The sequence below is a fragment of the Stieleria sedimenti genome (assembly GCF_025060895.1).
Taxonomy (GTDB): Bacteria; Planctomycetota; Planctomycetia; order Pirellulales; family Pirellulaceae; genus Stieleria; species Stieleria sedimenti.
This window is the reverse complement of record NZ_JANZKV010000151.1, coordinates 50,888-76,127: the sequence shown is the minus strand read 5'-3', so window position 1 is coordinate 76,127 and position 25,240 is coordinate 50,888. Positions and strand designations below refer to the sequence as shown.

21 protein-coding genes are annotated in these 25,240 nt (G+C 60.3%); 11 read left to right on the top strand and 10 right to left on the bottom strand.

Annotated elements, in window-relative coordinates:
• The 4 genes from NZK35_RS19830 to NZK35_RS19815 form a co-directional block, all read left to right on the top strand.
• On the top strand, positions 1-979 hold a 979-nt coding region (locus tag NZK35_RS19830), incomplete at its 5' end, for a LysR family transcriptional regulator (RefSeq protein WP_259634264.1).
• Positions 980-1,091: 112 nt separating this feature from the next.
• Complete coding sequence (locus NZK35_RS19825; protein WP_259634263.1) at positions 1,092-1,274, top strand: hypothetical protein; 183 nt, start codon at positions 1,092-1,094, stop codon at positions 1,272-1,274.
• A gap of 78 nt (positions 1,275-1,352) precedes the next feature.
• Positions 1,353-2,591: a DUF1559 domain-containing protein gene (locus NZK35_RS19820; protein ID WP_259634262.1), complete on the top strand. Its 1,239-nt coding sequence runs from the start codon at positions 1,353-1,355 to the stop codon at positions 2,589-2,591.
• Positions 2,592-2,711: 120 nt separating this feature from the next.
• Positions 2,712-4,040 carry a PQQ-binding-like beta-propeller repeat protein gene (locus NZK35_RS19815; RefSeq protein WP_259634261.1) on the top strand — a complete coding sequence of 443 codons (1,329 nt, stop codon included), beginning with the start codon at positions 2,712-2,714 and terminating at the stop codon, positions 4,038-4,040.
• Positions 4,041-4,257: 217 nt separating this feature from the next.
• On the opposite strand, the gene NZK35_RS34735 is transcribed toward NZK35_RS19815, so the two are convergent.
• The 6 genes from NZK35_RS34735 to NZK35_RS19785 form a co-directional block, all read right to left on the bottom strand.
• On the bottom strand, positions 4,258-5,616 hold the full coding sequence (locus NZK35_RS34735) for a S1C family serine protease (RefSeq protein WP_259634260.1): 1,359 nt from the start codon (positions 5,614-5,616) through the stop codon (positions 4,258-4,260).
• Between the two features lie 234 nt (positions 5,617-5,850).
• Positions 5,851-7,119: a tetratricopeptide repeat protein gene (locus NZK35_RS19805; protein WP_259634259.1), complete on the bottom strand. Its 1,269-nt coding sequence runs from the start codon at positions 7,117-7,119 to the stop codon at positions 5,851-5,853.
• Between the two features lie 255 nt (positions 7,120-7,374).
• A complete protein-coding gene (locus NZK35_RS19800) occupies positions 7,375-7,953 on the bottom strand; it encodes a hypothetical protein (protein WP_259634258.1) in 579 nt (192 codons plus the stop codon).
• A gap of 528 nt (positions 7,954-8,481) precedes the next feature.
• A complete protein-coding gene (locus NZK35_RS19795; RefSeq protein ID WP_259634257.1) occupies positions 8,482-9,033 on the bottom strand; it encodes a hypothetical protein in 552 nt (183 codons plus the stop codon).
• Positions 9,034-9,212: 179 nt separating this feature from the next.
• Entirely contained in the window at positions 9,213-10,340 is a 1,128-nt protein-coding gene (locus NZK35_RS19790) for a DMT family transporter (RefSeq protein WP_259634256.1), read from the bottom strand.
• Between the two features lie 23 nt (positions 10,341-10,363).
• Complete coding sequence (locus NZK35_RS19785) at positions 10,364-11,305, bottom strand: PP2C family protein-serine/threonine phosphatase (protein WP_259634255.1); 942 nt, start codon at positions 11,303-11,305, stop codon at positions 10,364-10,366.
• Between the two features lie 430 nt (positions 11,306-11,735).
• Between NZK35_RS19785 and NZK35_RS19780 the strand changes: the two genes are divergently transcribed.
• Entirely contained in the window at positions 11,736-12,245 is a 510-nt protein-coding gene (locus NZK35_RS19780; RefSeq protein ID WP_259634254.1) for an SET domain-containing protein, read from the top strand.
• Positions 12,246-12,268: 23 nt separating this feature from the next.
• Here NZK35_RS19780 and priA read toward each other — a convergent pair whose 3' ends face one another.
• Positions 12,269-14,743, bottom strand: a complete 2,475-nt coding sequence (priA, locus tag NZK35_RS19775) for a replication restart helicase PriA (RefSeq protein WP_259634253.1) — start codon at positions 14,741-14,743, stop codon at positions 12,269-12,271.
• A 411-nt stretch (positions 14,744-15,154) separates the two neighbouring features.
• Here priA and nadD point away from each other — a divergent pair, with 411 nt between their 5' ends.
• Positions 15,155-15,763: a nicotinate (nicotinamide) nucleotide adenylyltransferase gene (nadD, locus tag NZK35_RS19770; RefSeq protein ID WP_259634252.1), complete on the top strand. Its 609-nt coding sequence runs from the start codon at positions 15,155-15,157 to the stop codon at positions 15,761-15,763.
• Positions 15,764-16,225: 462 nt separating this feature from the next.
• Here the strand turns inward: nadD and NZK35_RS19765 are convergent, their stop codons facing one another.
• A complete protein-coding gene (locus tag NZK35_RS19765) occupies positions 16,226-16,753 on the bottom strand; it encodes an NADPH-dependent FMN reductase (protein WP_259634251.1) in 528 nt (175 codons plus the stop codon).
• A 60-nt stretch (positions 16,754-16,813) separates the two neighbouring features.
• Positions 16,814-17,518 (bottom strand): hypothetical protein, encoded by a 705-nt coding sequence (locus NZK35_RS19760; protein WP_259634250.1) that lies wholly within the window; start codon positions 17,516-17,518, stop codon positions 16,814-16,816.
• Between the two features lie 371 nt (positions 17,519-17,889).
• Here NZK35_RS19760 and NZK35_RS19755 point away from each other — a divergent pair, with 371 nt between their 5' ends.
• Positions 17,890-19,575 (top strand): transglutaminase-like domain-containing protein, encoded by a 1,686-nt coding sequence (locus NZK35_RS19755; protein ID WP_259634249.1) that lies wholly within the window; start codon positions 17,890-17,892, stop codon positions 19,573-19,575.
• A gap of 101 nt (positions 19,576-19,676) precedes the next feature.
• On the opposite strand, the gene NZK35_RS19750 is transcribed toward NZK35_RS19755, so the two are convergent.
• Positions 19,677-20,150 (bottom strand): bis(5'-nucleosyl)-tetraphosphatase, encoded by a 474-nt coding sequence (locus tag NZK35_RS19750; RefSeq protein WP_259634248.1) that lies wholly within the window; start codon positions 20,148-20,150, stop codon positions 19,677-19,679.
• A gap of 103 nt (positions 20,151-20,253) precedes the next feature.
• Between NZK35_RS19750 and NZK35_RS19745 the strand changes: the two genes are divergently transcribed.
• The 4 genes from NZK35_RS19745 (at position 20,254) to NZK35_RS19730 (ending at position 25,218) form a co-directional block, all read left to right on the top strand.
• Complete coding sequence (locus NZK35_RS19745) at positions 20,254-20,814, top strand: cob(I)yrinic acid a,c-diamide adenosyltransferase (RefSeq protein ID WP_259634247.1); 561 nt, start codon at positions 20,254-20,256, stop codon at positions 20,812-20,814.
• 149 nt (positions 20,815-20,963) lie between these two features.
• Positions 20,964-21,302: a P-II family nitrogen regulator gene (locus NZK35_RS19740; RefSeq protein WP_145391120.1), complete on the top strand. Its 339-nt coding sequence runs from the start codon at positions 20,964-20,966 to the stop codon at positions 21,300-21,302.
• A gap of 158 nt (positions 21,303-21,460) precedes the next feature.
• Entirely contained in the window at positions 21,461-24,112 is a 2,652-nt protein-coding gene (gene glnD / locus NZK35_RS19735; RefSeq protein ID WP_259634246.1) for a [protein-PII] uridylyltransferase, read from the top strand.
• Between the two features lie 389 nt (positions 24,113-24,501).
• Entirely contained in the window at positions 24,502-25,218 is a 717-nt protein-coding gene (locus tag NZK35_RS19730) for a hypothetical protein (RefSeq protein WP_259634245.1), read from the top strand.
• Positions 25,219-25,240: the final 22 nt, after the last annotated feature.

Below are 25,240 nucleotides of genomic sequence, written 5' to 3'. Positions count from 1 at the left end.
ATTTTGGTGCGATCGTCGTGGCGTTGGTCACACGATGAATTCCAAACGCCGTTACTTCAAGCAAGTTCGCATCGCCCAGTTTCGGGCGATGCTTGAACTCTCACGCGGCAAGGGCTTCGCGGCGGCGGCCGAATCATTGGATCTGGCGACGCCGTCGGTATGGCAGCAGGTGCGTGCCTTGGAACAAGAGCTTGGCGTGCCGTTGATCGAAGTCCAACGCCAAAGAGTCACGTTGACCGAGCATGGTCGATTGCTGGTCGAACTGGCCGAACCGGTGGTGCACGGTTTTGATGGACTGTTGGAAGAATTCAATCTGCAGTCCCAGTCGATTCCGCGGCGGTTGTCGGTGGCTTCGCCGGCCAACATCCTGGTCAATGAATTGCCCGAGCCGATCTGCCAGTACTACGAGCAACATGGCGATGTTGAGTTGAGCCTGGTGGACGTGGTCTCCAACGTGGCCCGAGAGCTGCTCGAACGTGGCGAAGTTGATTTGGCCGTCGCGGGGCAGTTGGAGACCTCGTTTCCATCGACGTTGTGCGCCGATCCGATCACCTCGTTTCCCTTCGTCTTGGTCGCTCCGGAAGGCCATCCGATTTTCGACTACAAACGGATCACCCCAAAAACCTTGGTGCGGTTTCCGCTGGTGATGTCCAGTGTCGGCACCAACACGCGGACGCGGGTGGATCAGGTGTTTGCCGATGCAGGGTTGCTCGATCAACGCCGGATCGTTTGTGAAACCAGCACCAAGAATCTGGCGATGCAGTTTGTCCAATTGGGGTTCGGGCTGGCGATCGCACCGATCAGCCCCCGCTGGGGCGTCCAGTCCATTCCGCACGGCGGTAGGCGTCTGAAGCTTTGTTCCCGCGATCTTTCCAATCTGTTCGGCACCGAACAGATTGTCATCCTTCGCCGGCGACACCGTCGCGAACCGGAACATCAGAAAGCGTTCCGCGAGATCGTGATCCGCAGCGTGCATTAGGCACTGCCTAATCGGTGTTAGGAATATTGTTCCGCTCGCATGTTGTTTGGGCCGCTCGGACTCTTGACAATGGTCGCTTCACCTCTTCTCACCGAGCTTGGCGGAAGCACCGATGCGATTGTTTCGAGATAGTTTTTTCTGTTTGTTTATCGGCACCGTTTTCGTTTGTCCCGTCGGCTGTGGCGGCTCCACCGAGCCCAGCATGGAGCCTCGCACCGAGGCCGAGATCCAAGCGTACAAAGACGAAGTCTACGGGGCCGAGGAAGCGGATTCTGCCGCGGCGGAGGAAGAGTGAAGGTGATGTCGATTGTTCGGTGGCGATGGGGTTCGTCACCGATACCTTTTTTCTATTCTTTTGTCGAGGGACGTTCTCATGCACGGTCGACGCTCAACGCATAGGCGAGACGGTTTCACGCTCGTCGAATTACTGGTGGTGATTGCGATCATTGGTATTCTGGTCGGTTTGCTCTTGCCGGCGGTTCAAGCGGCTCGCGAGGCCGCGCGGCGGATGAGTTGCAGCAACAATTTCAAGCAGATCGGGATCGCGCTGCACAACTATCACTCGGCCTACAAGCAGTTGCCGATCAACGGAACGGGACCGACGAATGAATCCAACAACGCGTGCTGCGCCGAGGCGGTCACCGGCACGACGGGGCTGCCGCCGGTCGCGTTCACGCGGAATCTGCTGAGTTTCTTGGTCGGCATCACACCGTTCATGGAACAGCAAGCGGTTTGGGACCAGATTTCCAATCAACACCGGGATTCCAATGGGCTGTATTGGCCGGCGTTCGGCCCGGCACCCTATGCCATTGAATACCGGCCTTGGAATGTCGACATCCCCAGCTTTCGCTGTCCGAGCGATCCCGGGCGTGGCCTGCCGGCGCTGGGCCGCACCAACTACGGGTGCAGCTATGGCGACAGTATGTGGCGGACACAGTACGGCCAAAACTTTTTTCAAGGAAACACCGGTCGCTGGCGCTATGGCGACCACACCGGACGCATGCGTCAGGTACGGGGTTCATGCCGCGGCATGTTTGTCCCCAGCAAAGGCACCAAGTTTCGCGACGTCTTGGACGGCCTGTCCAACACGGTCATGGGCGGCGAAATGGCGACCGATTTGGGCGACCGCAACATCTCGACCACCGGTTCGCGCGGGAACGGCCGGGACAATCTGTTGAACAACCCGAAGTACTGTGAAGACAACAATCAGATCGATCCCGACCGTCCCAGGTTTTGGGCGACGAGCGGCGTCAACTACACCGGCAATTCGACGATGCGTGGATTCCGGTGGGCCGACCAGCGGCCGTTGTATTCGACGATCGCCACGATCTTGCCGCCCAACAGTGAAGTCTGTTTGATTGCCAACCACGGCGGACACGGGGCGATTCCACCGAGTAGCCGGCACCAGGGTGGGGCACACATCTTGATGGGCGACGGCGCCGTGGTGTTCATCACCGATTCGATTGAAGCGGGGAACTCGCGAGCGCCCGTTCCCTATTTTCGCAACAATAACAACCAGCATGCCGTCGGATTCGCAAGTCCGTACGGTTTGTGGGGCGCACTGGGGACAAGGGCTTCCAGCGAAACGATCGAGGAACAGTTGAACCAGTGACCTCACTTTCGATCGATCCGCGGCCATCTCCCTCTCTCCTTGTCTCCCCATCTCGCTCCAACTTCAAACTGCTACAATCATCAGCGTCCGAAACTTACTGATAGACCTTAGGAACTGACGATGATGATGCGCTGGGCGAGATCGAAGCGATGGGCCGGTGGTTGGTGTTGCGTGCTGTCGTGGGTGATCCTCTCTCAGGCGGCCGCGGGCGAGGACTGGCCGCAGTGGCGCGGCGTGGGACGTGATGCGACGATTGACGACCCGTCGCTGGTGCGGCAATTGCCCGGCGGCCAAGTGCCGCTGCGTTGGTCGGTTCCGGTCGGGCCGGGATACAGTGGGCCGACGATCAGGGACGGTGCGGTTTTCTTGACCGACCGCCAGGGAGAAGCGCCGCAGGTTCGTGAGCGGGTGCTGTGTTTTGATGCCGCCACCGGCAAACTGATTTGGCAGCACAGCGATCCGGTCGGCTACAAAATCGGTTACGAAGCCTCGGGGCCTCGGGCCGCAGTGACGGTGCACGGCTCGAAAGCGATCGCGGTCGGCGGCATGGGGCGACTGAATTGTCTCGATGCCAGAACCGGCGACGTCATTTGGAGCCGTGATCTGGAGCAGGACTACCAGATCCGAATGCCGAATTGGGGCATCACGGCGGCGCCGTTGGTGTTCGAGGACCTGGTCATCCAAGTGACCGGCGGACGCGACGGCGCGTGTGTGGTCGCGTTTGATCTGGCCAGCGGAAAACAACGCTGGAAAGCACTCGATGAGAAAGCCGGCTACAGCGCGCCGATCATGATCCGCCAAGGCGACCAGGATGTCGTCGTCTGTTGGACCGGCGAGAGTGTCAGCGGGCTTGATCCGCGGAGCGGTGAAACGTTTTGGTCGATTGAAATGAAACCACGCAACATGCCGATCGGTGTGCCCACGCCGGTCGTCAGCGGCGATCGACTATTCGTGTCGTCGTTCTACGACGGATCCATGCTGATCAAGTTGGATCTCGATGCCCCGAAGGCGACGAAACTCTGGCATCGCATCGGCCAAGATGAAAAAAATACCGACGCCCTGCACGCGATGATTTCTGGTCCGATCATCAAGGGCGACGCGATCTACGGAGCTGATAGTTATGGCGAGTTTCGCTGTTTGGATCTGAAAACCGGTGATCGGATCTGGGAAGATCGGTCGGTGGTTCCGATCAATCGCTGGGCGACCGTGCACACGATTCGTAATGGTGACGACGAAATCATGCTGAATGATCAGGGCGAATTGCTGTTCGCCACACTGTCGCGCGACGGGATCGAGATCCGATCACGTTCCCAATTGATCGCGCCGACGTTGCAACAACTGAGGCGTCGCGGCGGCGTGGTTTGGTCGCATCCGGCGATCGCCAATGGCATGATCTATGCCCGCAATGACAAGGAACTGGTTTGTGCGTCGCTGGAGGTGAAACCATGACACGGTTGAAAGTGCCGTTGTCGTGGTAGGTAGGAAGATTTTGGAGGTAGGAAGATTTTGGGGGTAGGAAGATTTTGGGGGTAGGAAGATTTTGGGGGTAGGACCCGACCGGTTTTTCATTTTCCTACCTCCAAAATCTTCTTACCCCCATTCGTTCAACACCCTGATCAACACGCTACCTGTCCCGGGCAGAGGCTGGAAGCTGACCTTTCGCCGCTCAATTGTTTTCCCGGTCGAGTCTTTGATTCAGCCGTTCCATTTGACGTTGCAGTTCTTTGAGCGTTTCTTCGACGTCGCCGCGCTCTGATTGAAATCCATCCCCCTCCGCTTCCCCTTGCCGTGGGATTCTCCACAGTGGGCCGTCGGGCGCTTGGAATTCTCGGAACAGTTCGTCCATGTTGAATCGTCGCATCGCCGGTGGGAGCGGAGGGGCGCCAGGTGCAACGTCCAACGGGAACAGTTGTCCGTCTCGGAGTTCAAAGGCCTGTTGCGGCGGGAATGTGCCGCCGTCAGGGATGTTTTGGGCGATCCGCTGGTCGGGGTGTTCGGTCAGCGTGACCGGCAGCGTCATCGTTTGATCGCCGCGAAGGACGACGATTTGCAGTGTCTCGCCGGCGCGTGCGTCGGCAACGGCGGCGACGACCTCGGCGGCGTCGCGGATTGCCGACGCGTCGATCTGTTGGATCAAGTCGCCTGCTTCGATACCGGCTTGTTCGGCGGCAGAGCCCGGACTGACTTGCTGCACGAGCGGACCGCTGCCTTGGAATTGGATGCCGATCAGGCCGCGTTTCAGATCGTGTGGGGTGGGGGCGTTTGCCGCTTCGACCAGCCTGAGCACATGTGTAGAACGGGCGCAAACCAGACCGCCGTTTCTGCTGGGCACGAGCACACCGACGACGATGCCGGTCGCATCGAGCACGGGAGCGCCGGTCATTTGTCGGCCCGTTCCGAAATCAATGGTCGCTGTCGTCCCCACGCCCGACCCGGTCGCCACGGGGCGTGTTGAAACCATGCCGGAATCGGTCACCAAGCCTCGGTCGGCGATCCAAGCGGCCAGGACCGGCATCCCCGGTTCGGTTTCGGCGGCGCTGACGATCAATCCGGACTCGGGTGCCAGTTCGGTTCTGATCGCAGCCAGTCCGGTGACGTAGTCCAGCGCTACCACCTGGCCTTCGGCTTCATCACCGTTGGCGTTTTGGACGGTCACCGATTTCACCGGGGCGCCGACGAAGGCCACGACGATGGAGTCACCGATGGCGAAGGCCGCACTGGTGGTCTTGCCGGGTCGGGCGTTGACCCACCCTCTTGCTTGACCGTCGCGAAACCGATTCAGCGGCTGGCCGTCGGGGCGTAGGATCTCAATCCGCCGACCCCTCGGCGGCGCGGCTTCGGCCACGGCATCGGCGGCGTCGGGATCGGGAATTGCGTCGGCCGAGTCGACGATCACGGTCAGCAACGCAGGCTCGCTCGTGCGGACGGCGTCGCGAAAATCGACGAGCGATTGTCCAGCGGACCGCGATGCCAGGGGAACCGCCAAGACCAACGCAATGACGACAGACATCAGTGTTCGATTCACGGGAAGAGTTCTCCGATTTGATTTCAGGGACCGGTGAGGGGCGATCGAGAGGATCGCCGGGTAGCATTCGCCACCCTCCCATTCTCTCGGGATCGACCGCCTCGATCAAGTCGAGCGTGATCCCGAATCGGACACTACCACCGTGGCATACGGCGATCCGGCCGCGGAGTGACCCCGTGGTGCGTCAACGTTTTAGATTGAGAACGCCGCGCAAAAGGTCAGGCTGTCATCGCGTCACTGGGGCATCGCGAAGTTCGGCGGCAGCGCGAATTTTTCGGACGAACCTTGGCCGTCGGCCGTCGGCGTGGTGGCCGGTGCGGGGACGGAGGCGGACGTCTGATTGACGTTGTTGTTGGGGGCGGGCGTTTTGTACGACGCGTTCCCAAAACTGACGTTGGTATTGGCGGTGGAAGCGGGTCGGACGGCGTTTTGGAAACCGGGGATTTCGGTCCCGGGCGTGAAGCCTTGAGCCGCCTGTTGGACCGCGGTGTCCGCGGGCGTGTTTGCGGCCGGTTGGGCGGCTGGTTGAGCCGCAGTGGCCATCGCGACTCCGGGGGTGACCCCGGGAACGGTTCCGATCTGGGCCAGCAGTTCGCGAGATCGTTCGACGGCGCGTTTGGTGGCCGCGTCGGATGCGGCTTGGGGCTCGTAAGCGAGTGCCTGGTTGAGGTGCCGTGTCGATTCGGCTTTCTGGCCATGCTTGTAATGCAGGTAGGCCATGTTGAAGTGGGCCACGGCGGGCTTGTTGTTTTGGACGAGGACTTCCAGGGCACCCGCGGGATCGCCGGCTTGGAATTTCACACTCGCCAGATTGTTGGCGTATCGCGAGGAGCCGGGCGAGAGCCGCAGTGCCTGTTCGATGGTGGCTGCCGCCGCGCTGTGGTTGCCGAGTTTGCTGAGCGTTAGTCCCAGATCGTTGTACAGACCGGCGTCGTTGGCGTTCTGTTCGATCGCCTTGCCGAAGTACTCGGCGGCCTTTTGGTGGTTTTCTTGACGGAAATGTAGCCGCGCGATGTTGGCCAACGCGGCTGCGTCGTTGGGGCGTTTTTCGAGCGCCTTGGCATAGCTTTCCATGGCTTTCTCGTAATTGCCGGTCGATTCCCACAGCCGTCCGTTGGCGACAAAGACTTCCGGAGTCACTACGGCTTTGTGCGTCAGACTCGTCGGGTCGGTGGCGTCCCCTTCGGTGACATCGCGATCGGACTTGTCGCTGCGTCCGAACCAACTTGCGACTGTTGTGCGCGATTTTGAGGCGGCGCCTTTGGCACCGCTGGCAAGTGAGGTGCCGACGTTCTTCGGGCCGCTGAGCCAGCTCGATCCACTCTCTTCGACGCTGGGACTGGCCGGAGTGCTCGAAAACGGGTTCAAGGATGCGACTCGGGGGCCGAGGGAGCTGGAGCACCCGGTTGTCGTCCCGATACAGCCGATCACCAGTGAAGCGGCGAGCGCCGAGGAAAGTTGATGACGTCGTCGATTTCGAAACGTTTTGGTTTGTTCAGTCACGTCTGAGTTTCTCCCGTGACACTGGAGTCAACGAGTAGGGCGAAGCGGCGGCGGTGTCCACGCGAGTCCGATGGCACCGATTGTAGGGATCGACCGAATCTCAAACTGACTTCAATTCGGTCCGCCTTCCAAGCCCGATTCGACGAAAAAAGGCGGTTTCCCGCGAGGGGAAACCGCCTTTTGGTGTCGATTTGCAGTCAACTCGGCTGGCAGTGGCTGCCCAACAGCGAGTCTCGTGCGACTGCCAGGTGCTGCCTACTGTTGGGTGACGGCAGAGGTGCCTGCGGCGCTGCTGGAGGGCAGTTTCGGCGGAGCGAGTTCTTCCAACCAGGCGCGGTTGACTTTCGTCGCCCAGGCACCCGAGGCGGTCGGGGGCACGCGGTCGGTGACGGCGACCGTCGGCAGCGGGCCCGCGCCCTGGAACTGCGACAGGATTTCACGCACCGACGCTACCCGTGCTTCGGTTTCTTCGGGCGTCGCCGCACGCACGATATAGACTTGGCGGCGTGAGGCGGGAGCTTGGCGGGCGATCCAGGCCACGGTCTCTTGCCCCGAAGTCTTCAACGCACCGTCTCCATCGCGGAATTGATGCGGTCCGATCGTATTGTGCAAGATCCAACCGTTCTGCTTCATCGCTTCGAACGGGGTGATCACCGCCATGGCATCCATTTCGTTGAAGGGATCGGGCCACGCATTGTTGCGTTCGTAGCCGACACCGACCTTGTGCCAAAAACTGTTCCAGTGATCGTTCCATTTCGCGCTGACCGATGTCGTGGTGACCGACATCAGGGCAGCAACGATCAGCAAACGTCCATAAAAGCTAGTGCATCGCATGATAAGGCAGTTCCTTCCGCCGGTTGGGGAGATTGCAAATGACGGTTGGCGGTGCGTTTCCGACCGCGGGGGGGTTTGATTCAAGGCTCGCAATCGTTCGGGACACCGGTTCCATGACGGCCTGTAAAATGCAAGCCCGCATGCGTCAGCAAGGGGCCACGCGGCGCACCTCGCTTACGCGTTGGGGCTGGCGTGATCGTGTTGATTTGGCAACATCGATTCAATCAACAGGCCGTTGATTCTCCGGAACGACAAACCGTTCGCTCGCAGCAATCTCATCGGCATACCCACGCACCACTCTTTGCCTATCGATTCGGCGACGGCATAACCGGTACAGCTCGCTTGAACGTCTGCCGGGGCGGTGAACGGGTCTCGACGTAAAACAGCCACGACGGCAAAACGAAACGGCGGCCCTGTGTGGCAGGGCCGCCGTCGCAGCGGTGAATCAGGTTCGGCCGAGCAGCCGGGCAGGGTCAGCCGAGCAGGGTCAGCCCAGTGGGGCCGGGACCGTGCTGTACCGCTGGCGGGTTAGTTGTCTTCGGCCTTCTTTTTCTTCCCTTTGCCTTTGCCCTTTCCTTTGGCGTCGTCGCCGCGGCTCGTCATTTTGACCAGACGCTCGGGCAGTTTCGCTTTTTGGTCCTCGGTCAGCAGGGCGACGGCGTTTTTGAGCAGTGAAGCACGCATGGCGTTGGACTTTTTCAACCCGGCAATTTGGTCCTTCGTCAGGCCGAGTTTCTCGTTGATCGCCGCGGAGATTTCGGCCGGTTTCTTGCCACTCTCTCTGAGCTCTTTTTGCGCCGCGACACGTTTTTTCATGATTTCCGGAGTGATGCCGGCTTCTTTGAGTGCGGCCTGCGTTTCAGCGGCGGTTTTCTTGGCCATCGCTTGAATTTCGGTCTTTTGCTCGTCGGTCAGGCCGACGTCTTTGAGTTGATTCAAAACATTGGCGGCCGGTGCTTTGCGGGCAGCGGTGTTGTTCTTTCGCTTCTTTTCAGGTGCATCCTCGGCGATCGCGGCGGTGCTCAAGACGAGGACGCAAGCCAGACCGAGCAGTGTTTTCTTCAGCGCAGATTTCTTCATCGCAAACTCTTTCGTGGGGAATTCAAAAAGAAAGGGGAGGTGGGAGAGGGCGTTCACGACGGCGATCCGCAATCAGGAGGGTGTTGTGGCCTGCCGATCGAAACGGATGTGCAGTGAGCGATCTGACTCTTAAACCGTTCGGGCCGACCAAGGTACTGCGGATTGCCATTTTTTTGTGGCTAATCGGTGATCACGATTGGGGCCCGCGTGCGGCGGGCCAGGATGATCAGGCCGACAAAGGTCAGGGCGATGCCGACGGCAAGTCGGGTCGTGATCGGTTCATCGAAAAGGATCACGCCGGCCACGCCCGCCATGGCAACCTGAGACGCATTGATCAGGTTCACCGCAACGACCGGCAGCAGGCGAAGCGCCGTGGTGATGGCGACAAAGGCGGAGAAGTTCAAGCACCCCGCGGTGACCATCAGCGTCCATTGTGACGGGCTGGTCGACAGGATGACCGCGTGGCCCAGGGTTGCAAAACAGAACCCCCACAGCGCCACGCTGCCGGTGACCCCGCTGATCAGCATCAGATTTCGGGCCGGGATTCCGGTCTGCAGCGTCTGCCGCATCGTGACGCCGAAGAACGCGTAGGCCAATCCAGAAACCGCCGCCCAGAGCGAACCGACGACCAGATCGATCGGCTCGGGCAGGGCTGGCTCGGGCAGGGCTGGCTCGGGCAGGGCTGGCTCGGGTAGGGCTGGCTCGCCCGCGGCGATCGTTTCAGCGTTCGCGCTGAGGGAGTCGCTGAGGGAGTCGCTGAGCGGTAGGCTGAGCGGTTCGTGAACGGGGCGATCAGGCAGGGACAGCACCACGACGGCGACGATCAAGGTGATCATGGCGATCACTTTTCGTCGGCCGACCGGTTCTTTCAACAGGACCGCCCCGAGGATCGCCCCGCCGACGATCAGTACGCCGAGCGTGATGGGGACCGATGCGGCCAACCCGATCCGCTCGAGCGCCTTTTGGAACGCGGCGTTGCCAAAGAACTGTGCCAGGAAGGAGGCCAGGATGAACTGGGGCAACCGACGCAAGGCGGATCGGGAAAGGGTGGCAGGTGACGGGCGGTTGGCCGAGGTGCCGTTGGCCGAGGTGCCGTTGGACAACGCGCGGTTCGACGTGGGGCGAATCGACAGCCATCCGACCAGCGGTCCCAAGACGAACACCGTCGGCGCGGCTTTGACGGCGGAGACGAGGTAGGCATCGACGTCGACACAATTCCGCAGCGCGATATTGGTCAGCGTGTAGAGGACGGCGGAGGCGATTCCACAGACGGGGCCCTGCCATGAAATCCGACGGGGGGAAGGCAAAACGGAAGGCAGTTGACTGATCCTTAGCTGTCCTGGTCGTTCTCGACGACGGGCATCGTCTTTTTCTGGGTGGCGTCGCCTGTGATCACCGATCCGTTGGCGGCCAACCGTTTTTTGGGTGTCGGATGGGAAACCACCACGGTGATGTTGTCTTCGCCGCCACGGTCGTTGGCAAGCTCCACCAGTTGTTTGCACAGGAGGGAGGCGTTCGGTTGCTCGGTGAGCAGGGAAGAGATTTGATCGCCGTCCACGTAGCGATACAAGCCGTCACTGCAGAGCACGATCGAATCGTTTTCGCATAAATCGACGCGATGCACTTCGGCCAACAGACTTCGTTGGGCGTGGCCTCCGACGACGTTCCAAAGGATGTTACTCCAGCGGCTGGTCGCTTCGTCTTCGGGCTTCATTCCGCCGGCCTCGACCATTTGTCGCGCCAGCGTGTGGTCGGTGGTGATTTGCCGAGCGACACCGTCACGAATCAGGTAACAGCGACTGTCGCCGGCGTGCACGACGTACATCGCGGGCCAGTGGATGTAGGCCATCGTCAGCGTGGTCCCCATCCCGGCCGCCGCTTGATTTTCGCGAGATTCCGCGAGGACGCGGCTGTGCGCGTCACGCAGCAGATTCCTCAAGCCATTGACGAACTCTTCTTCCGACCCGGTATCGGACTGGAAGAACCAGTGGACGCTGTTCAGCAATCGACCGATCAAGTGTTGCAGCACGATGCTACTGGCTTTTTCACCGGCCGCGTGCCCCCCCATCCCGTCGGCGACCAGCAACACCTGGCCTTGGATGCCGCCAAAAAAACGACCGACATCAATCTCCGCCAGACTCGACGCGGAGACGAGCATCGATTTGCTCAACTCTGCGATCAAGAACTGGTCCTGATTGACAGTGCGTTTCTTTCCGACATCGGTCAATCCGAATGTCTCGGATTGGGTGAATTCGAATTCCGAATCGAGCATCTCCAGGACCTTCGCCGAGGACGAATGTTGACAACAGACAGGATTGTAGCGAGGTTGACCCGGTTGGAGAGCGTCTCGGCGGGCAAGAATTAAGTTTCTGTGTCCGGTGCGACCAGCGATCAGGCTTGTTCGCTCAACTCGGCTTCGACGATTGCGTTCGCAAACCCAGCATAAGCAGCCTCAAATTGTTTTGCCACGTTCTCGCAATGGTTCGTTCTGATTGCCAATGCGATGGCCAGTCGCGGTCGACACAGGGGACTACTCGATCGTTGTGCGGGTCTAACATCGGCCGGCAAGGTTTTTCACTGCGGCGTCGTGTTTTACGACTCACCACGCGGCGAGCAAATCGGTATCTTGTCGCAACGGAGAAGGTTGCGACGCAGTCCAGTTGCGTGGTTTTCAAGATTGTTTGGTTTGATTTGGAAGAAAGATGGAACTGTCAAAGAAGCGACGTAAGAAACTTCAATCCGCTGTTGATCAGGACTACGGGTATCGCCAATACGAAGACCGTGACGTGTACGTCTATGATCACGGCGGAAAACTGGGATGTGGCGTGTTCGCATCACGCCAGTTTCTTCCCGGCGAGCTGGTCATCGAAATCAAGGGGCAATTGATTCCGGCAAATGAATATGACGGTTCAACCTACGCCATGCACTTGGAGGACGATTGGTATTTGGAACCGACCATCCCCGGAGCGTTTATCAATCACTCCTGTAGCCCCAATTGTGACTTGGTGCAGGTCACCGACACGACCAACGGGCTGATCGCCCGGTGCAACATCGAGCCGGGAACCGAGATCTGTTTCGATTACCAGTGGGAAGCCCAGCATTGGATTCCCCGCTGCCAATGTGGATCGCGGGATTGTCGCGGCTGGGTCGTCGGCAAGGACGAGGTGAAGAAGATGAAGAAGTTGGCCGCGCGGAAGAAGAAGGCCAAGTAGTCGAAGGCCAAGCAGACGATCGGCTACAGCATGTCCATCGGGTCGATGTCGATCATGTATTGCACGTCATCTTTCTCGGGGATCTTGAAGGTCTTGGTCGCCATCCGAATCGTCGCGCCCAGTTGCAACGGGTCGAGTGATTGCAACAGCAGGTGAAAGCGATACTTGCCGCGGAGTTTGGCGATCGGTGGGGGCGCCGGCCCGAGCAAGCGGACTTCTGCGCCGAGCCGTTCGCGCGCCGATTCCAGACGCAGCATCAAGGAGTTGGCGGTGGCTTCGGTGACGTCTTCGACGGCGCCGCGGATGATGATCCGGGCGACGCTTCCCAGCGGCGGGTAATTGAATTTCCGCCGGTTGGCGATTTCGGCTTGGGCGAATTGCAGGTAATCGTGACGCGAGGCGGCTTGAATGGCCATGTGCTCGGGTGAAAAGGTTTGCACGATCACGCGTCCGCCGCGGTTGCCGCGTCCGGTTCGACCGGCGACCTGGGTCACCAATTGAAAGGTGCGTTCGCCGGCGCGGAAATCGGGAAAGTGCAACGCGGCGTCGGCGTTGATCACACCGACCAACAGGACGTTGGGAAAGTCCAAGCCCTTGGCGATCATCTGGGTGCCGAGCAACAGATCCAATTCGCCGCTGCGAAATGCGGAGAGGACTTTTTGGTGGCTGCCCGGACGGCGCATCGTGTCGCTATCCATGCGTGCGACGCGCGCCTCGGGGAACCGAGCCTTGACTTCGACTTCCAGTTTTTGCGTACCCAGCCCGCCGTATCGGATTCCGTCAAACCGACACTCCGGGCACCAGGGCGGTGTGGCGATCGTGTAATCGCAGTAGTGGCAGACGGCTTTGCCGCCATCGCGGTGATGGGTCAGCGGCATTTCGCAATCGGGGCAGGCGACGACGTGTCCGCAAGACGGGCACTGAATCGTCGTCGCAAATCCGCGGCGATTGAGCAGCAGGATGACCTGCCCTTTTTCACGCAGGGTTTCGGTGACGGCCAGATGCAATTGCCGGCTGATCGCGCCGCCCCGGGAACGTTCGTCCTTGATCCGCAGGTCGACCAGTTGGACGTCCGGCATGGGGCGATTGCCCACGCGGGACGGCATGGAGATCAGTTCGGCGTGACCGGACTGGGTCGCGTACCACGATTCCAACGAGGGCGTTGCACTGCCGAGCAACAGCGGGATTTGTAACGATTGGGCGCGGGCGTAAGCCACTTTGCGTGCGTGGTAACGCGGTTGGCTGTCCTGTTTGAAGGACCCGTCGTGTTCTTCGTCCAAGATAATCAGGCCCAGACGCGGCAGCGGAGCGAAGACGGCACTGCGGGGGCCGACCACGACTTGAACTTCGCCGCGACGAATGCGTTGCCACTGGAAATGACGCTCGGCCGGCGTCATTTGGCTGTGCAGCACGGCGACCGAAGCGAAACGTCGTTCGAAGCGTCCCCGCGTTTGCGGCGTCAGGCTGATTTCTGGCACCAGCACGATCGCCGCGCGGCCGAATTTGACCACGTGTTCGATCGCGCGGATGTAGACCTCCGTTTTTCCGCTGCCGGTCACGCCGTGCAACAGCAGGGTCTTGGCGGTGGCCGAATCGAGGGCCGCGGTGATCCGCCCGAGCGCGTCGGATTGGTCGTCGGTCAGTTCATGCGATTCCGTTTTTTCTCCGTCGCTCGTCTGCCAGCGGGTCGGCATCGACGTCGCCATCTCGCGGCGCGTGTCTTCGCTGAGCAGCCCTTTCTTGCGCAGCGCATTGATCGGCCCGGCGGTGCATTCGGCGTGGACCATCAATTGCGAAGAGGTCATCGGTTTCCCCGCGGCGATCAACAGCCGCAACGCGCGCTGTTGTTTGGCAGGCAAGGCGTCGACGACCGATTCGTCGGCACTGGCGGGGGAGGGCGACAGGTAGGTCCGCTCGCGCGTCCCCGCGCTGGCGCGAACGCTGGAGGGGATCAATGCGTCAAAGACCTGCCCCGCCGGTGACTGATAGTAGTGGCTCATCCAGGTCACCAATCGCACCAACGGCCGATCGCACAGCGGTGCGTCGTCGAGCACTTCGGCGACGTCGCTGAGCGTCTTTCCGGTCTCGTTGCCCATTTTGGTTTCGATACACCAACCGACCGTCGGCCGTTTTCGTCGGCCCAGCGGCACGTGGACCCGCATTCCGGGGTGCAAACGGTCCCGCAGTTCCGCGGGGATCCGGTAGTCGTAGGGGCCGTAGGGGGCATCCCGGAAGACGACACTGGCCACCGCCACGTCTTCCTCGACGGTCAATTCCCAGGGCGGGGGTTCGGTCTCAAACAGTTGGCCTTGGGTCACGTGCTCCGCACCGCGTTTGCCGTCGGGTTTGGACAGGTCGTCGATCGCCTCGTCGCTGGCGTCAAAAAACCCCGGAGCGGACAAACTGCCAGAGACGTCCCCGGCGTCGTCGGTTTGGGCGGCGCGCGTGTCGGTCCGGTGCGTGTCGGAAGGTCTCTGGGGTGGAACGGCGGACGGCATGGGGATTGGGCCGGCGGGGATGTCGGGATGTGAAGCTTCACCTGTCAGCATAGAGCATTCCGAAAGATTTTGGATCGTCGGGTCTTTTCCGGAATCGTTTCCTTCGGGCTGACACGGGTGGTCAAACGGGAATCCGAACGCGACAATTTTGAAGCGGTTTGTCCGCGTCGTCCGATCCCTCCCTGACAGCATGGGTGTCTCTACATCTTGCGTCACCCTTCCCGGACGCTCGTACCTCGCGTCCGACCCTCCTGAAAGGGAGGGTGACTTCAAGTCTTGCGACTTGTGTCGGCACCAATGCTCTGACAGAGAGGATTTCCGGCGTTGTGTCGCGAGTCCTGCACTAGCAAACCTGGCACCAGCGATCGTAAAACAAACCCTTCCGTGGGCGTTGACCAAAGGATCCCGGAGATGCGAATTGGAGTTTTCGGCGGCTCGTTCGACCCGGTTCACGTGGGCCATTTGTGGATCGCCGAGGCGGCGACCGAAGTCTTGGACTTGGATCGGTTGCTGTGGATCCCTACGGCGACCCAGCCGTTGAAGCCTGGAGGCCCAGTCGCCACCAACGAGCAGCGTGTCGAGATGTTGCGGCTCGCCATCGCGGGGCGTCCGGGTCACGACGTGGACCAACGGGAACTGCACCGTGCCGGGGTCAGCTACACCGTCGACACGATCGCCGAATTGGAGCGGGAGCATGTCGGTGCGGAGTTGTTTTTGATTATCGGCAGCGATTCACTGGCTTCGATGCGTCGCTGGCATCAGCCGGAGGAGTTGTTGTCGCGTGTGATATTGGCCGTGGTGCGTCGCGGTGGAGAAGGGGAGATCGATTTTTCCGTGCTGGACGGGTTGGTCGGTGACGAGCGGATCGAGCGTTTTCGTGGTTGTGTGATCGAGATGCCGCTGATCGAAATCTCGAGCAGCGAGATCCGCGACAGGGCAGGGCAGGGGAGTAGCATTCGCCATCGTGTTCCCCGATCGGTCGAGGTTTACATCCAGACCAACGGGGTTTATCGGAAGTAGGTCGCAGCGATGCTGGTGTGCAGACTTTCGCCTCCTCTTTCGCTGCTTGGGACGTCGCTTCTCTTGCTGCAGGATTTGGCAACCCATTGAGATTCTCTCCCTCTGGGAGAGACGGCGTTTGTGCAGCAAGCAAACGCCAGAGAGGGTCGGCGCTGCGAAAGACTTGGCGACTTCCGCTACGATCAACTCCGACACTTATACAATCGACGTCTCTCTCAGCGACCGGGGGATCGCCTGAAGGGACCGTCCGGCGTTGGAAAGACGCCAAACGCGACAAACACCAACGATCTGGTCGATTGAGTGTGATGGGGTGAGCGGATCGTTGTACGACGTCCTTTCTAGGTCGTCGAGGAGAGTCGTCCGGACGACGGCCCGGAAGGGTCATCGTACCCGAAAAAGCGGTCGCCCTGCGCTGGACGGTCCCTGAGGGTGTAGACACCAACGGTGCGATGAACAAACCTGCTAGGGCGTCGTTTTAAGGGCGTCGGCCAGACGCAGGGTTTCGGTGACCAGTAAGTCGACGCGCGACTGGATGTCATCGTCGGCCAGTTTGTCGCCTTCGAAGGATTCGCCGGTCGCGTAGACGAACCGGGGCACGATGTGGCAGCGGAAATCCAGCATCAAGCTGTTGGCCAGACCCATTGCGCTCATGTAGCTGCCGGCGCCACCGGCGGCCAGCATCATCGCGACGACCTTGCCGGTCCATTTTTTCCCCGTCAGCTCGACGGCATTCTTGATCGCCGCGTTGACATCGAAGTTGTACACCGGGGAAGCGATGAAGATCGCGTCGGCCGTTTCGATCAGGTGTCCCAGATCCACGACTTTGGGATGACCGTAGGCGGCCGCACCGTCGCAGAACGGCAGCGGCGTTGCGGAGAGGTCAAACCAGGCGACGTCGCGATGAGCGGCTTCAAGTCGCTCTCGGCACGCGTTGGCCAGAATACGGCTGCGACTGCCAGGGTTCAAACTGGCGCTCAAGACCAAGATCATGATGGCGAAGTCCTGGGGGGCGAGGCGGATGACTTCGCGAATCGTAGTTCAGAGAGGCCGCTAGCAGCAACCCGACAAGTCGTCGCTGTCCATGCCCAAGCGGTGTTTCAGCGTATTGAACTTGTCGAAATAGGCTTCGCTACTGCTGTGGACATGTTCCGCTTCGGTGATGAACTTGATGTTTTCATCCGGATAGACGTCCGCCGAAATCAGCGTTTGTTCAAATTGTTCCAGTGGTCGCCCGTAGACGATCATCAATTTGTGTTCATCCAACTGGACCTCTTGCCGTCGTCCCGGGTTGATCACTGCGATCCCCGTGCAGCCGTCGTTGAGCAGCAGGTCTTCGTGATCGAGCAGAATGCTTTTCAGGACGGGCACATCAATGTGCTCGCGATAGAGGTCTTGCTGATGCGGCGCGAAGTGGTGGCTGGTTTCCAGCACCACATCGACGACGGGGCCAAGCCGATCGATCAGATCCAGGAACAGGTCCATGATTCGATGCCGCGTTGCCGCCGCCATGATGACCGGGGTGCGGATTTGACTGTTGTCGTCGACGTATTCGTCAAACCGGAATCCCTGGCGTGGCACGACCTGTAGGTCATATGAGGGGCGGATCGCATCGGTCAGGTCAAAGGCACCATAGGTGTCGATGCCCATATGCGTTTGCAGTTCCTCCTCCGTCAACGCTTCAAAGCTGCCCGGTGTGAAGATCGACCCTGTGTCTTCGACGGTATTGTTACGGAGGATGCGTTTCAAAAAGCCCATGTCAGGCGGTCCGGTTCTTGGCGCGGGGGGAGTGTTCACGGGAATGTTGAAGATCGGGCGAAGGCAAGCTGCCGCTCGGTCTACAGCCAACGCTAGGTCATGTGATGGACCGGGCGCATCGTTTCGCCAATCCGGAAATCCCGCCCCATGAAATCGCTGAGGCATGTTCGGATCAGGTGGATCGATCGGATCGACCCCTGCAATCGGACTCCTTCGCACGGGTTGAAGGCGTTGTCCCGAGGCAACATTTCATGGTGATCGATGTGGACCCGGGGCAATCAACGTTGCGTCTGTGCCATAGGTAGCGATCGCCGGATATAGTGTTGGGCAGCGATGACTCGTCGCGATCCGTTCTTTTTCAGTGAAATCCGATGACACGTGTCTTGAATTCGCCCTGGTTGGTTTGTCTCTTTGGTGGTCTGTGCGTCACGTGTCTGTGCGTCGCGTCGGGGTGCGGCGATTTGATTCCGCCGCGGCCGCCGATCGGGCAACCCGCTGCGCCGACCACCGAGCCGGAGGGTTCCGCTGCGTCGGAGGTTGATGCGGTCGCCACCGAGGACCAACCCTTGCAAGAGTCGTTCGAGGGGGACTGGAATGCGTGTTACGTCTACCGATTCGGCAGCCAGGTGGTGGGCGTGAGTGAAATCAAAGCGGCCGCGCGGATCGACAGCGTGCAGTTCGCCGCCGCGACCGAAGCAGCATACAGTCGCAACGAGCGTTTGATCTTTCGAACCGGCAAGGCGTCCTTTGTGCGTCGAATCACGCTGACGAGCGTGGAGTCGGTCGATGGTGCGCTGAAAAGTTTTCAAAGCGAAGTTCACGCCGGCCCGATCTCCTCGACCGCACGCGGGACACGCGGTCCACAGAAGCTGGCGATTGAGTTGTCGAGCGACTCGGGACAGGAAACACTTCAACTCGATTGGCCCGCCGAGACGCGGGGGTTGTTCGCCCTGGAGCAGACGCTACGGCGACGTGTGATCGAAACCGGTGAGACCCGTCGATTGCCGGTCCTGATGCCTTCGCTGCAATCGATCGGGCTGATCGAATTGCATTGCACCGGCGACGCGTCGGTGCCGATGTTCGATGGCACCTATCAAACGCTTCGCGAAGTGGATGTGTCGACGTTTCGGGACGGCCAGCAGGTCGATTCGCTGGTCGTCTGGATCGACGAGCAGGGTGTGATCCAGAAAACATTGCACCTCGGATTGCGGCTGGAATCGTTTCGGACCGATCGGGCGTCGGCCGATGAGCTCTTCCGTCGGCCCGACGATCGGCGAGTCCATTTCAGTGTGACCGGCTCGCTACGGGCGGATGCCGATCCAACGGAAGTTGCGTTTGTGGTCAGCGACCCCTCGCGATCGACATCCGAGGACGATTCTGGTGAATTCCGCCCAGTCGATGCGGACGGGGCCGATGTGGTGCTGCTACCGGCCGTTGCCGGCCAATCGGTAAAACGCAGCGGCGATGCGGTGCAGGTGATGGTTTCGACGCAGGCCAAAACGCCGACGGGATTTGAAGCGGACCGTTCGGTCGCCGAACCGATCGATACCGCCGCGTCGACGTTGCTCGATATCCGGCATCCGTCGGTGACCCGCATGGCCGGCGCGATCGGCGAATTACCGATCCAGGAGTTGGCGGAGCAATTGGCGCGTCTGGCGCAGAACGATTTGTCGTTGATCCCCCAAGGAGAGCTGCGGCCGGCGTCGGCGATCATTCGCAGCGGGCAGGGCGGAGAGATGGATCACGCCGTCTTGATTGCGGCCTTGTTGCGTGCCAGACAAATCCCCGCCAGAGTCGTGTTTGGCCTCACGCGTTCCGAAGCGACGGGAAGTTCCGCGGAGAATCGCGTCACGATGCATCTGGCCGCCTGGGTGGTGGCATCGATCGAGGGACGATGGATTTCGATCGATCCGATGACGTCCCAGATCAACCGCGCCGATCAACTGTGTCTGAGCCGTCCGGCCGGGGACGCTGATTTGAATGTCGTGCTCGCGCAGGTCTTCCGGCGACTGGGTGAGATCAACGTGGAAATCCGCGGTGCCAGTTACGGCGACTGACGGTGCGTCGTGTGAAACAGGTAAGAAGATTCTAGAGGTAAGAAAATGATGAGATTCAGCATCCCTTCGAGGAGGCCAATCTTCCTACCTCCAAAATTTTCCTACCCCTGTCCACTCAAGCTTCGATGGTCTTGCTGTTGCTGATCCAAATGGATTGCGACGGCTTCGAGCAGCGGATCGATCGTTTGGCTTTGGATGCGGTGCGGCGGGTTCCAGGGGAACCATTGGAATCCCGGGTGTTCGGTCAGGGTCGGTGCAAAGGCCGCGTCAACCCAGCCGAGCAGGTAGACGACGGTCTTGTGAAAGACTTGGTCGCCGTGGCGTTTGTATCGAACCGGGTAGCTCAATTCGAAACGGAAGTCGGGATCGATCTGGAGGGAGTCAGTGGAGATTCCCGTTTCTTCTTCGGTTTCGCGGATCGCCGTTTGCAGATCGGATTCACCGGGATCGCAATGTCCTTTGGGCAAGTCCCAGCGGTCGTGATGACGCATCAGCAAGAATTGTCTCGGCTGGGTTCGCGTGACCAGCAACATGCCGGCGGCCCGTTTGGTCGGTGAGGCGATGGGGTCTGTCATGGATTTCGATTTGCGGTTTCTTTGGCACAGCGGACTTGTCGGCGGGGCGAATCGCCCTAAAAAGAACGGCCACAGGACTGGAACGAACTTGAGCGGGTGGGACATGAAAATCTATACGCGAACCGGTGACGCCGGGAGCACGGGTCTGTTCGGGGGGCCTCGGGTCTCCAAAGACGATGCCCGGATCGAGGCCTACGGGACGGTGGACGAACTCAATGCGGCGTTGGGCTGTGTGCGTTCGCTCGGCGCGGGCGGTGTGAGTGAAGGCGTCGATGAGCAGCTGGAGCTGATTCAGCGGGAGCTGTTCTCGATCGGTGCCGAACTGGCGACCCCGAATCCCGATGAGCACGACCTGCGGGTGATCGGCACGCCCCATGTGGCCCGCATCGAAGCGTGGATCGACGAGCACGAGAGCGGGCTGAGTCCGCTGAAGCAGTTTATTCTGCCGGGAGGGACCCAGGCCGCATCGATGTTGCATTTGGCCCGGGCGGTCTGTCGCCGTGCCGAACGCCGCGTGGTGACGCTGGGCGATCAGCAGGGGGTCAAGATTTCTGACGCGGTGATCGTGTACCTGAATCGGCTCAGCGATTATCTGTTTGTGCTCTCGCGCGAAGTGAATTCGCAGGCGGGGATCGCCGACGTGCCCTGGCAGCGGCCCGTTTGACGATCGGGCGATACCCGCTGGATGGAGTTCGACCGCCGAGTGTACAATGGGGTCGACAGTAGGCTGCCGGGATTCACTTGGCGGTACGAGTACGACCTCAGTTCACCCTATGGGACTGGATTTCCAGCCGCATCCTGCGAGGCATAAACGTGAAAAAAGTTGAAGGCATCGTTCGGCACTTCAAATTGGAAGATGTCAAAAACGCGTTGACGGACCAGGGCATCCATGGGATGACGGTCAGTGAGGTACGAGGATTCGGTCGGCAAAAGGGCCACACGGAGATTTATCGGGGCACGGAATACGCAATCGATTTTGTCCCCAAGGTCAAAATTGAAGTGATTTGTACGGACGAGAATTTGCAGACGGTCGTCGACACGATTTTGCAAACCGCCCAAACCGGACAAATCGGCGACGGCAAAATCTTCGTCACCAATCTGGAAGATTCGATCCGCATCCGAACCGGTGAGCGGGGCGAAGAAGCACTCTAACACGGGGGCGGCCTGCCAGGCGATTTCTCGCGCGGTGCATTTCGGGTTCGAACTCCGTGGCCGGGGTCGCCGGCCCTGGGGAGGGCTGATTTCGCTTACCCAAATCTCGGCGAACCCTCCGACGCCGGCATTCTTGGACCCTAGGCGGCGTGTTCGTGATGGCTGGTTCTTCGCTCTCGGATGTTGTTCTACGCGGCCGCGCGATCCTACGCGAGGGACGTGAGCGATGCCGCCGTCAGCATGACGCCGGGTCCCGCGGCACCCAGGTTTCCACGCTCGTCAGTGACCTCTATGACGACTTGGTGCTGGAGGTCTGGAATCAGGCCTGCGCTGATCATTTTGGTGGAGAAACGCCGGCGGGGGTGGCGTTGGTCGCCCACGGCGGTTTCGGCCGTCGTGATTTGGCGCCCTATTCGGATGCCGATCTGATGCTGATCGTCCGCGGGCGTTCGACCGCGGTCGCCGAAAAGCTGGCCCAGGCGCTGACGCGTGATTTGGTGGACATCGGGCTGGACGTCGGGTTCTCGCTGCGGACGCCCCGCGAAGCCTGTTCGTTGTCCTGGTCCGACCCGGTGATCTTTACCTCGCTGACCGAATCGCGATTTCTTGCCGGCAGCTTGAAGGTGTTTAAGCGTTTCTTTCAATCGCTGCGACACGGAGCGGTTCGTCGTGGCGGACGTCTGGTTCGCGATCTGATCGAAGCGCGACGCGAAGAACGTAACAAGTGGGGAGACACCAACTATCTGTTGACGCCGAACCTGAAGAAGTCGCGCGGCGGTTTGCGCGACATTCAAATGATTCGCTGGATCGGATTTGCCAGATACGGCGAAGTGGATTTGGAACGGCTGTTGAAACTCGGGACGCTGACCGATGAGGACTACCGCATGCTCCGGCGGGCCTATGACTTTCTGATTCGGTTGCGGAACGAATTGCATTTTCGTGAAGGCCGGGCGCAGGACGTGCTGGATCGGACGACGCAAGTGGTCATCGCCAACGCCTGGGGTTACAAGGGACGTGAAGGGGTGCTGCCGGTCGAAGCGTTCATGCAACAGTACTTTGATGTCACGCGGGACGTCCGCTATGCCGCCCGATTCTTTGCCGATGACAACCGCAGCCGTCCGTTGATCGGTCAGATCATCGAACGGATTCGGGCCAAGCGAATCGGAGCCGACGTTTTGATGGGACCGACGCACATCTGGGTCGAGGCGTCTCAGTTGCGAGAGTTCGCCTTGAGTCTGCCGCGGATCTTGCGTTTCATGAGTTTGGCCAACCACAACAATCGGCGGATCGGGCACCACACCTGGCAAACGATTCGCAAGGCCATGCAGGAACGCCAGCCGGCACCTCCGGACGCCGAATCGGTCGGCGCCTTCCTGTCGCTGCTCAGTCGCGGCGGGCGGCTGGCGCCCTTGCTGCAGCGATTGCACGAGTTGCGAATCCTGGATCAGTTGATCCCGGAGTTCAAACGCACTCGCGGATTGTTGCAATTCAACGCCTATCACAAGTACACCGTCGACGCGCATTGCATTCGCGCCGTCGAAGCGGCGACCGACTTTGCCGAAGACCCTACCGCCATGGGCCGTCGCTATCGACGATTGAAAGACAAAACGCTGTTGCACCTGGCGCTGCTGATTCACGACATCGGAAAAGGATACGAAGAGGACCATTCCATCGTCGGTGCGAGGATCGCCCGAAAGACCGGCGAGCGATTGGATTTGGACGCCAGCAGCATCGAGATTTTGGAATGGCTGGTCCTCAAGCACTTGGCGGTCAACACGGTCGCGTTCCGACACGATTTAAACGATCCCGAAATTGTCATCTCCTTTGCCAAGGAAGTCGGATCGATCCGTCGGCTGGAACTGTTGATCATACACGCGGTCGCCGATCTGGCGGCCGTCGGTCCAGATGTCTTGACCGATTGGAAAATGAAGTTGATCGAGGATCTCTATTTGCGCACGCGGCGTTATTTCGAGACGGGTGATCTGGATGCGGATCAAGAGGAGCTGACCGATGAGATTCGGCACCAGGTCCGCGAGTACTTGGGAGACGAGCGTTCCGCCGCGACCAGTTTGGCGCTGCTCAAGCAGATCCCCTTGTCGATGCTGCGCCGGGAAAAATCGGAGGATCTGGCGACACAGCTGATTCACGTCGCAGCGGCCCTGGATGCGGGCGAACGGACGCTCTGCTTTGCCCAGTACGATCCGATTGCCTCGGCGATGCGGTATGTCGTCATCTTTCACCAGGACGACACTCGGGTCGGCATCTTTGCCAGGGTCGCGGGCGCGTTCATGTCCTGCGGGATCGGGATCCTCCGCGCTGAAATCGTGACGTTGGAAAATATCGTCTGGGATGAGTTCTGGGTCGACGATCCCGAGTACCCCGATCAGCCTCCGCCGAAACGGATCCAAACGGTGTCCTCGCGTGTGAAGCAGTTGCTCGATTCGCCGGAAACACCGCTGCCGCCACGCAAACGCAAGTGGTCGGTCGGCAAGAAAGATGATTCAAAGACGGTCAACGTGCTGCCGACCAAGGTCGACCTGGATAACGAGACCTTGGATCGGTTCACCATCTTGTCGCTGTTCGCCTATGACCAATCTGGTTTACTCTATCGCGTCGCCTCGGCGCTTTCTGACCTGAACCTGGTGCTGCACTTCGCCAAGATTGATACGCACTTGGATCAGGTTGCCGACGTGTTCTACTTGACCGAGGCCGATGGCCGTCAAGTGGATGCCAAGGATCGTCAGGCCGAAGTGCGGGCGGCCGTGCTCGCTGTGATCTCACCGGATGAAAAAGAGTCACAGGAAGACTGAGCCCGCAGTGGAATCCGCGGTTGCCCAGGTGTGCAACGCGGTGAAGCCTTGAGTACCCGTGTTTCACGAGGTGTTTTGAAACGCGACAGCCCGCTCGCGCCGTTCCGCTAACCATGCTTCTGCGCGTTTTCCAGGTGGGGTTCTGACGGTCCGGCAATGCCGACGCACCGTTGCCGGTTTAACGGCTACAGAAGGCGATCGAGTCGACGCGGTTAAAGGACCCGGGGGGAAGGCGATTGGCAAAGTTTTCTCGCTTGCGATTTGCGTCCAGGCTGATGCGCGGGAAAGCTTACAGTGATAGAACCGCAGAGGCATGGATGCTGCGCCGGCGACAGCCGCGAGCGACATGTCGTTCGTCTCCCTCTCCACCAATCACATGGATGTTTCTTATGCGTACTCGCACCCCCTTAGGACGATTGGTCCTGACCGCCATGCTTGCCGGGTCCTTCTCACTGGCCGGACAATCCCAAGCGAAAAGCGACTTCGACGCGTTGTTGGCCGACGTCAACTTTGACAACGCTCCCGCCGCAGCCCTGCCGGCCGCGGCTCAGCCCGCCCCGATCCGAGACGCGGCGACAACCTTGGTCGACGGAAACGTCCAGGCGGTCGTCGAATCGCGCGACGTGGTGGCCGACGTGACGGAATTGACCACCACGCCCGCGGCCGAAGCGATGACGATGCCGGCCGACTCGGAAGCCCTACCGGCACCGCCCATCGCCGAGCCGATCGTGGACGAACAAGCACCCGCCGCGGCAGTCCAGGCCTCCGCGTGCTGTCACCAATGCACCCCCAGCTGTGGCAAACACTGCCGATTGGCCGGGCTGAAGCACCGCGACTTCATCCAACCCGGAGCCTGCCAGCCCTACATGCCGCCCCAGTTGCCGACGTCGACGTTCTACCAATACTGGCGCTCCAACGCCTGCAACGTCCACGTGTGGGATGGCTACCGAAACCAGTGCAAGCCCCACATCGATCTGTCGATCCACGGCAAGTCGCACGGCTGCAACAACGGTTGTGACAACGGATGCCATCGCGGAGGTTGTGCGGCACCGCCGGTCGATTGCGGACCACCGCCCGCTGAATGGGCGCCCGGCAACGCCCAGTGACCACAGCCGCGATTCGGGTTGC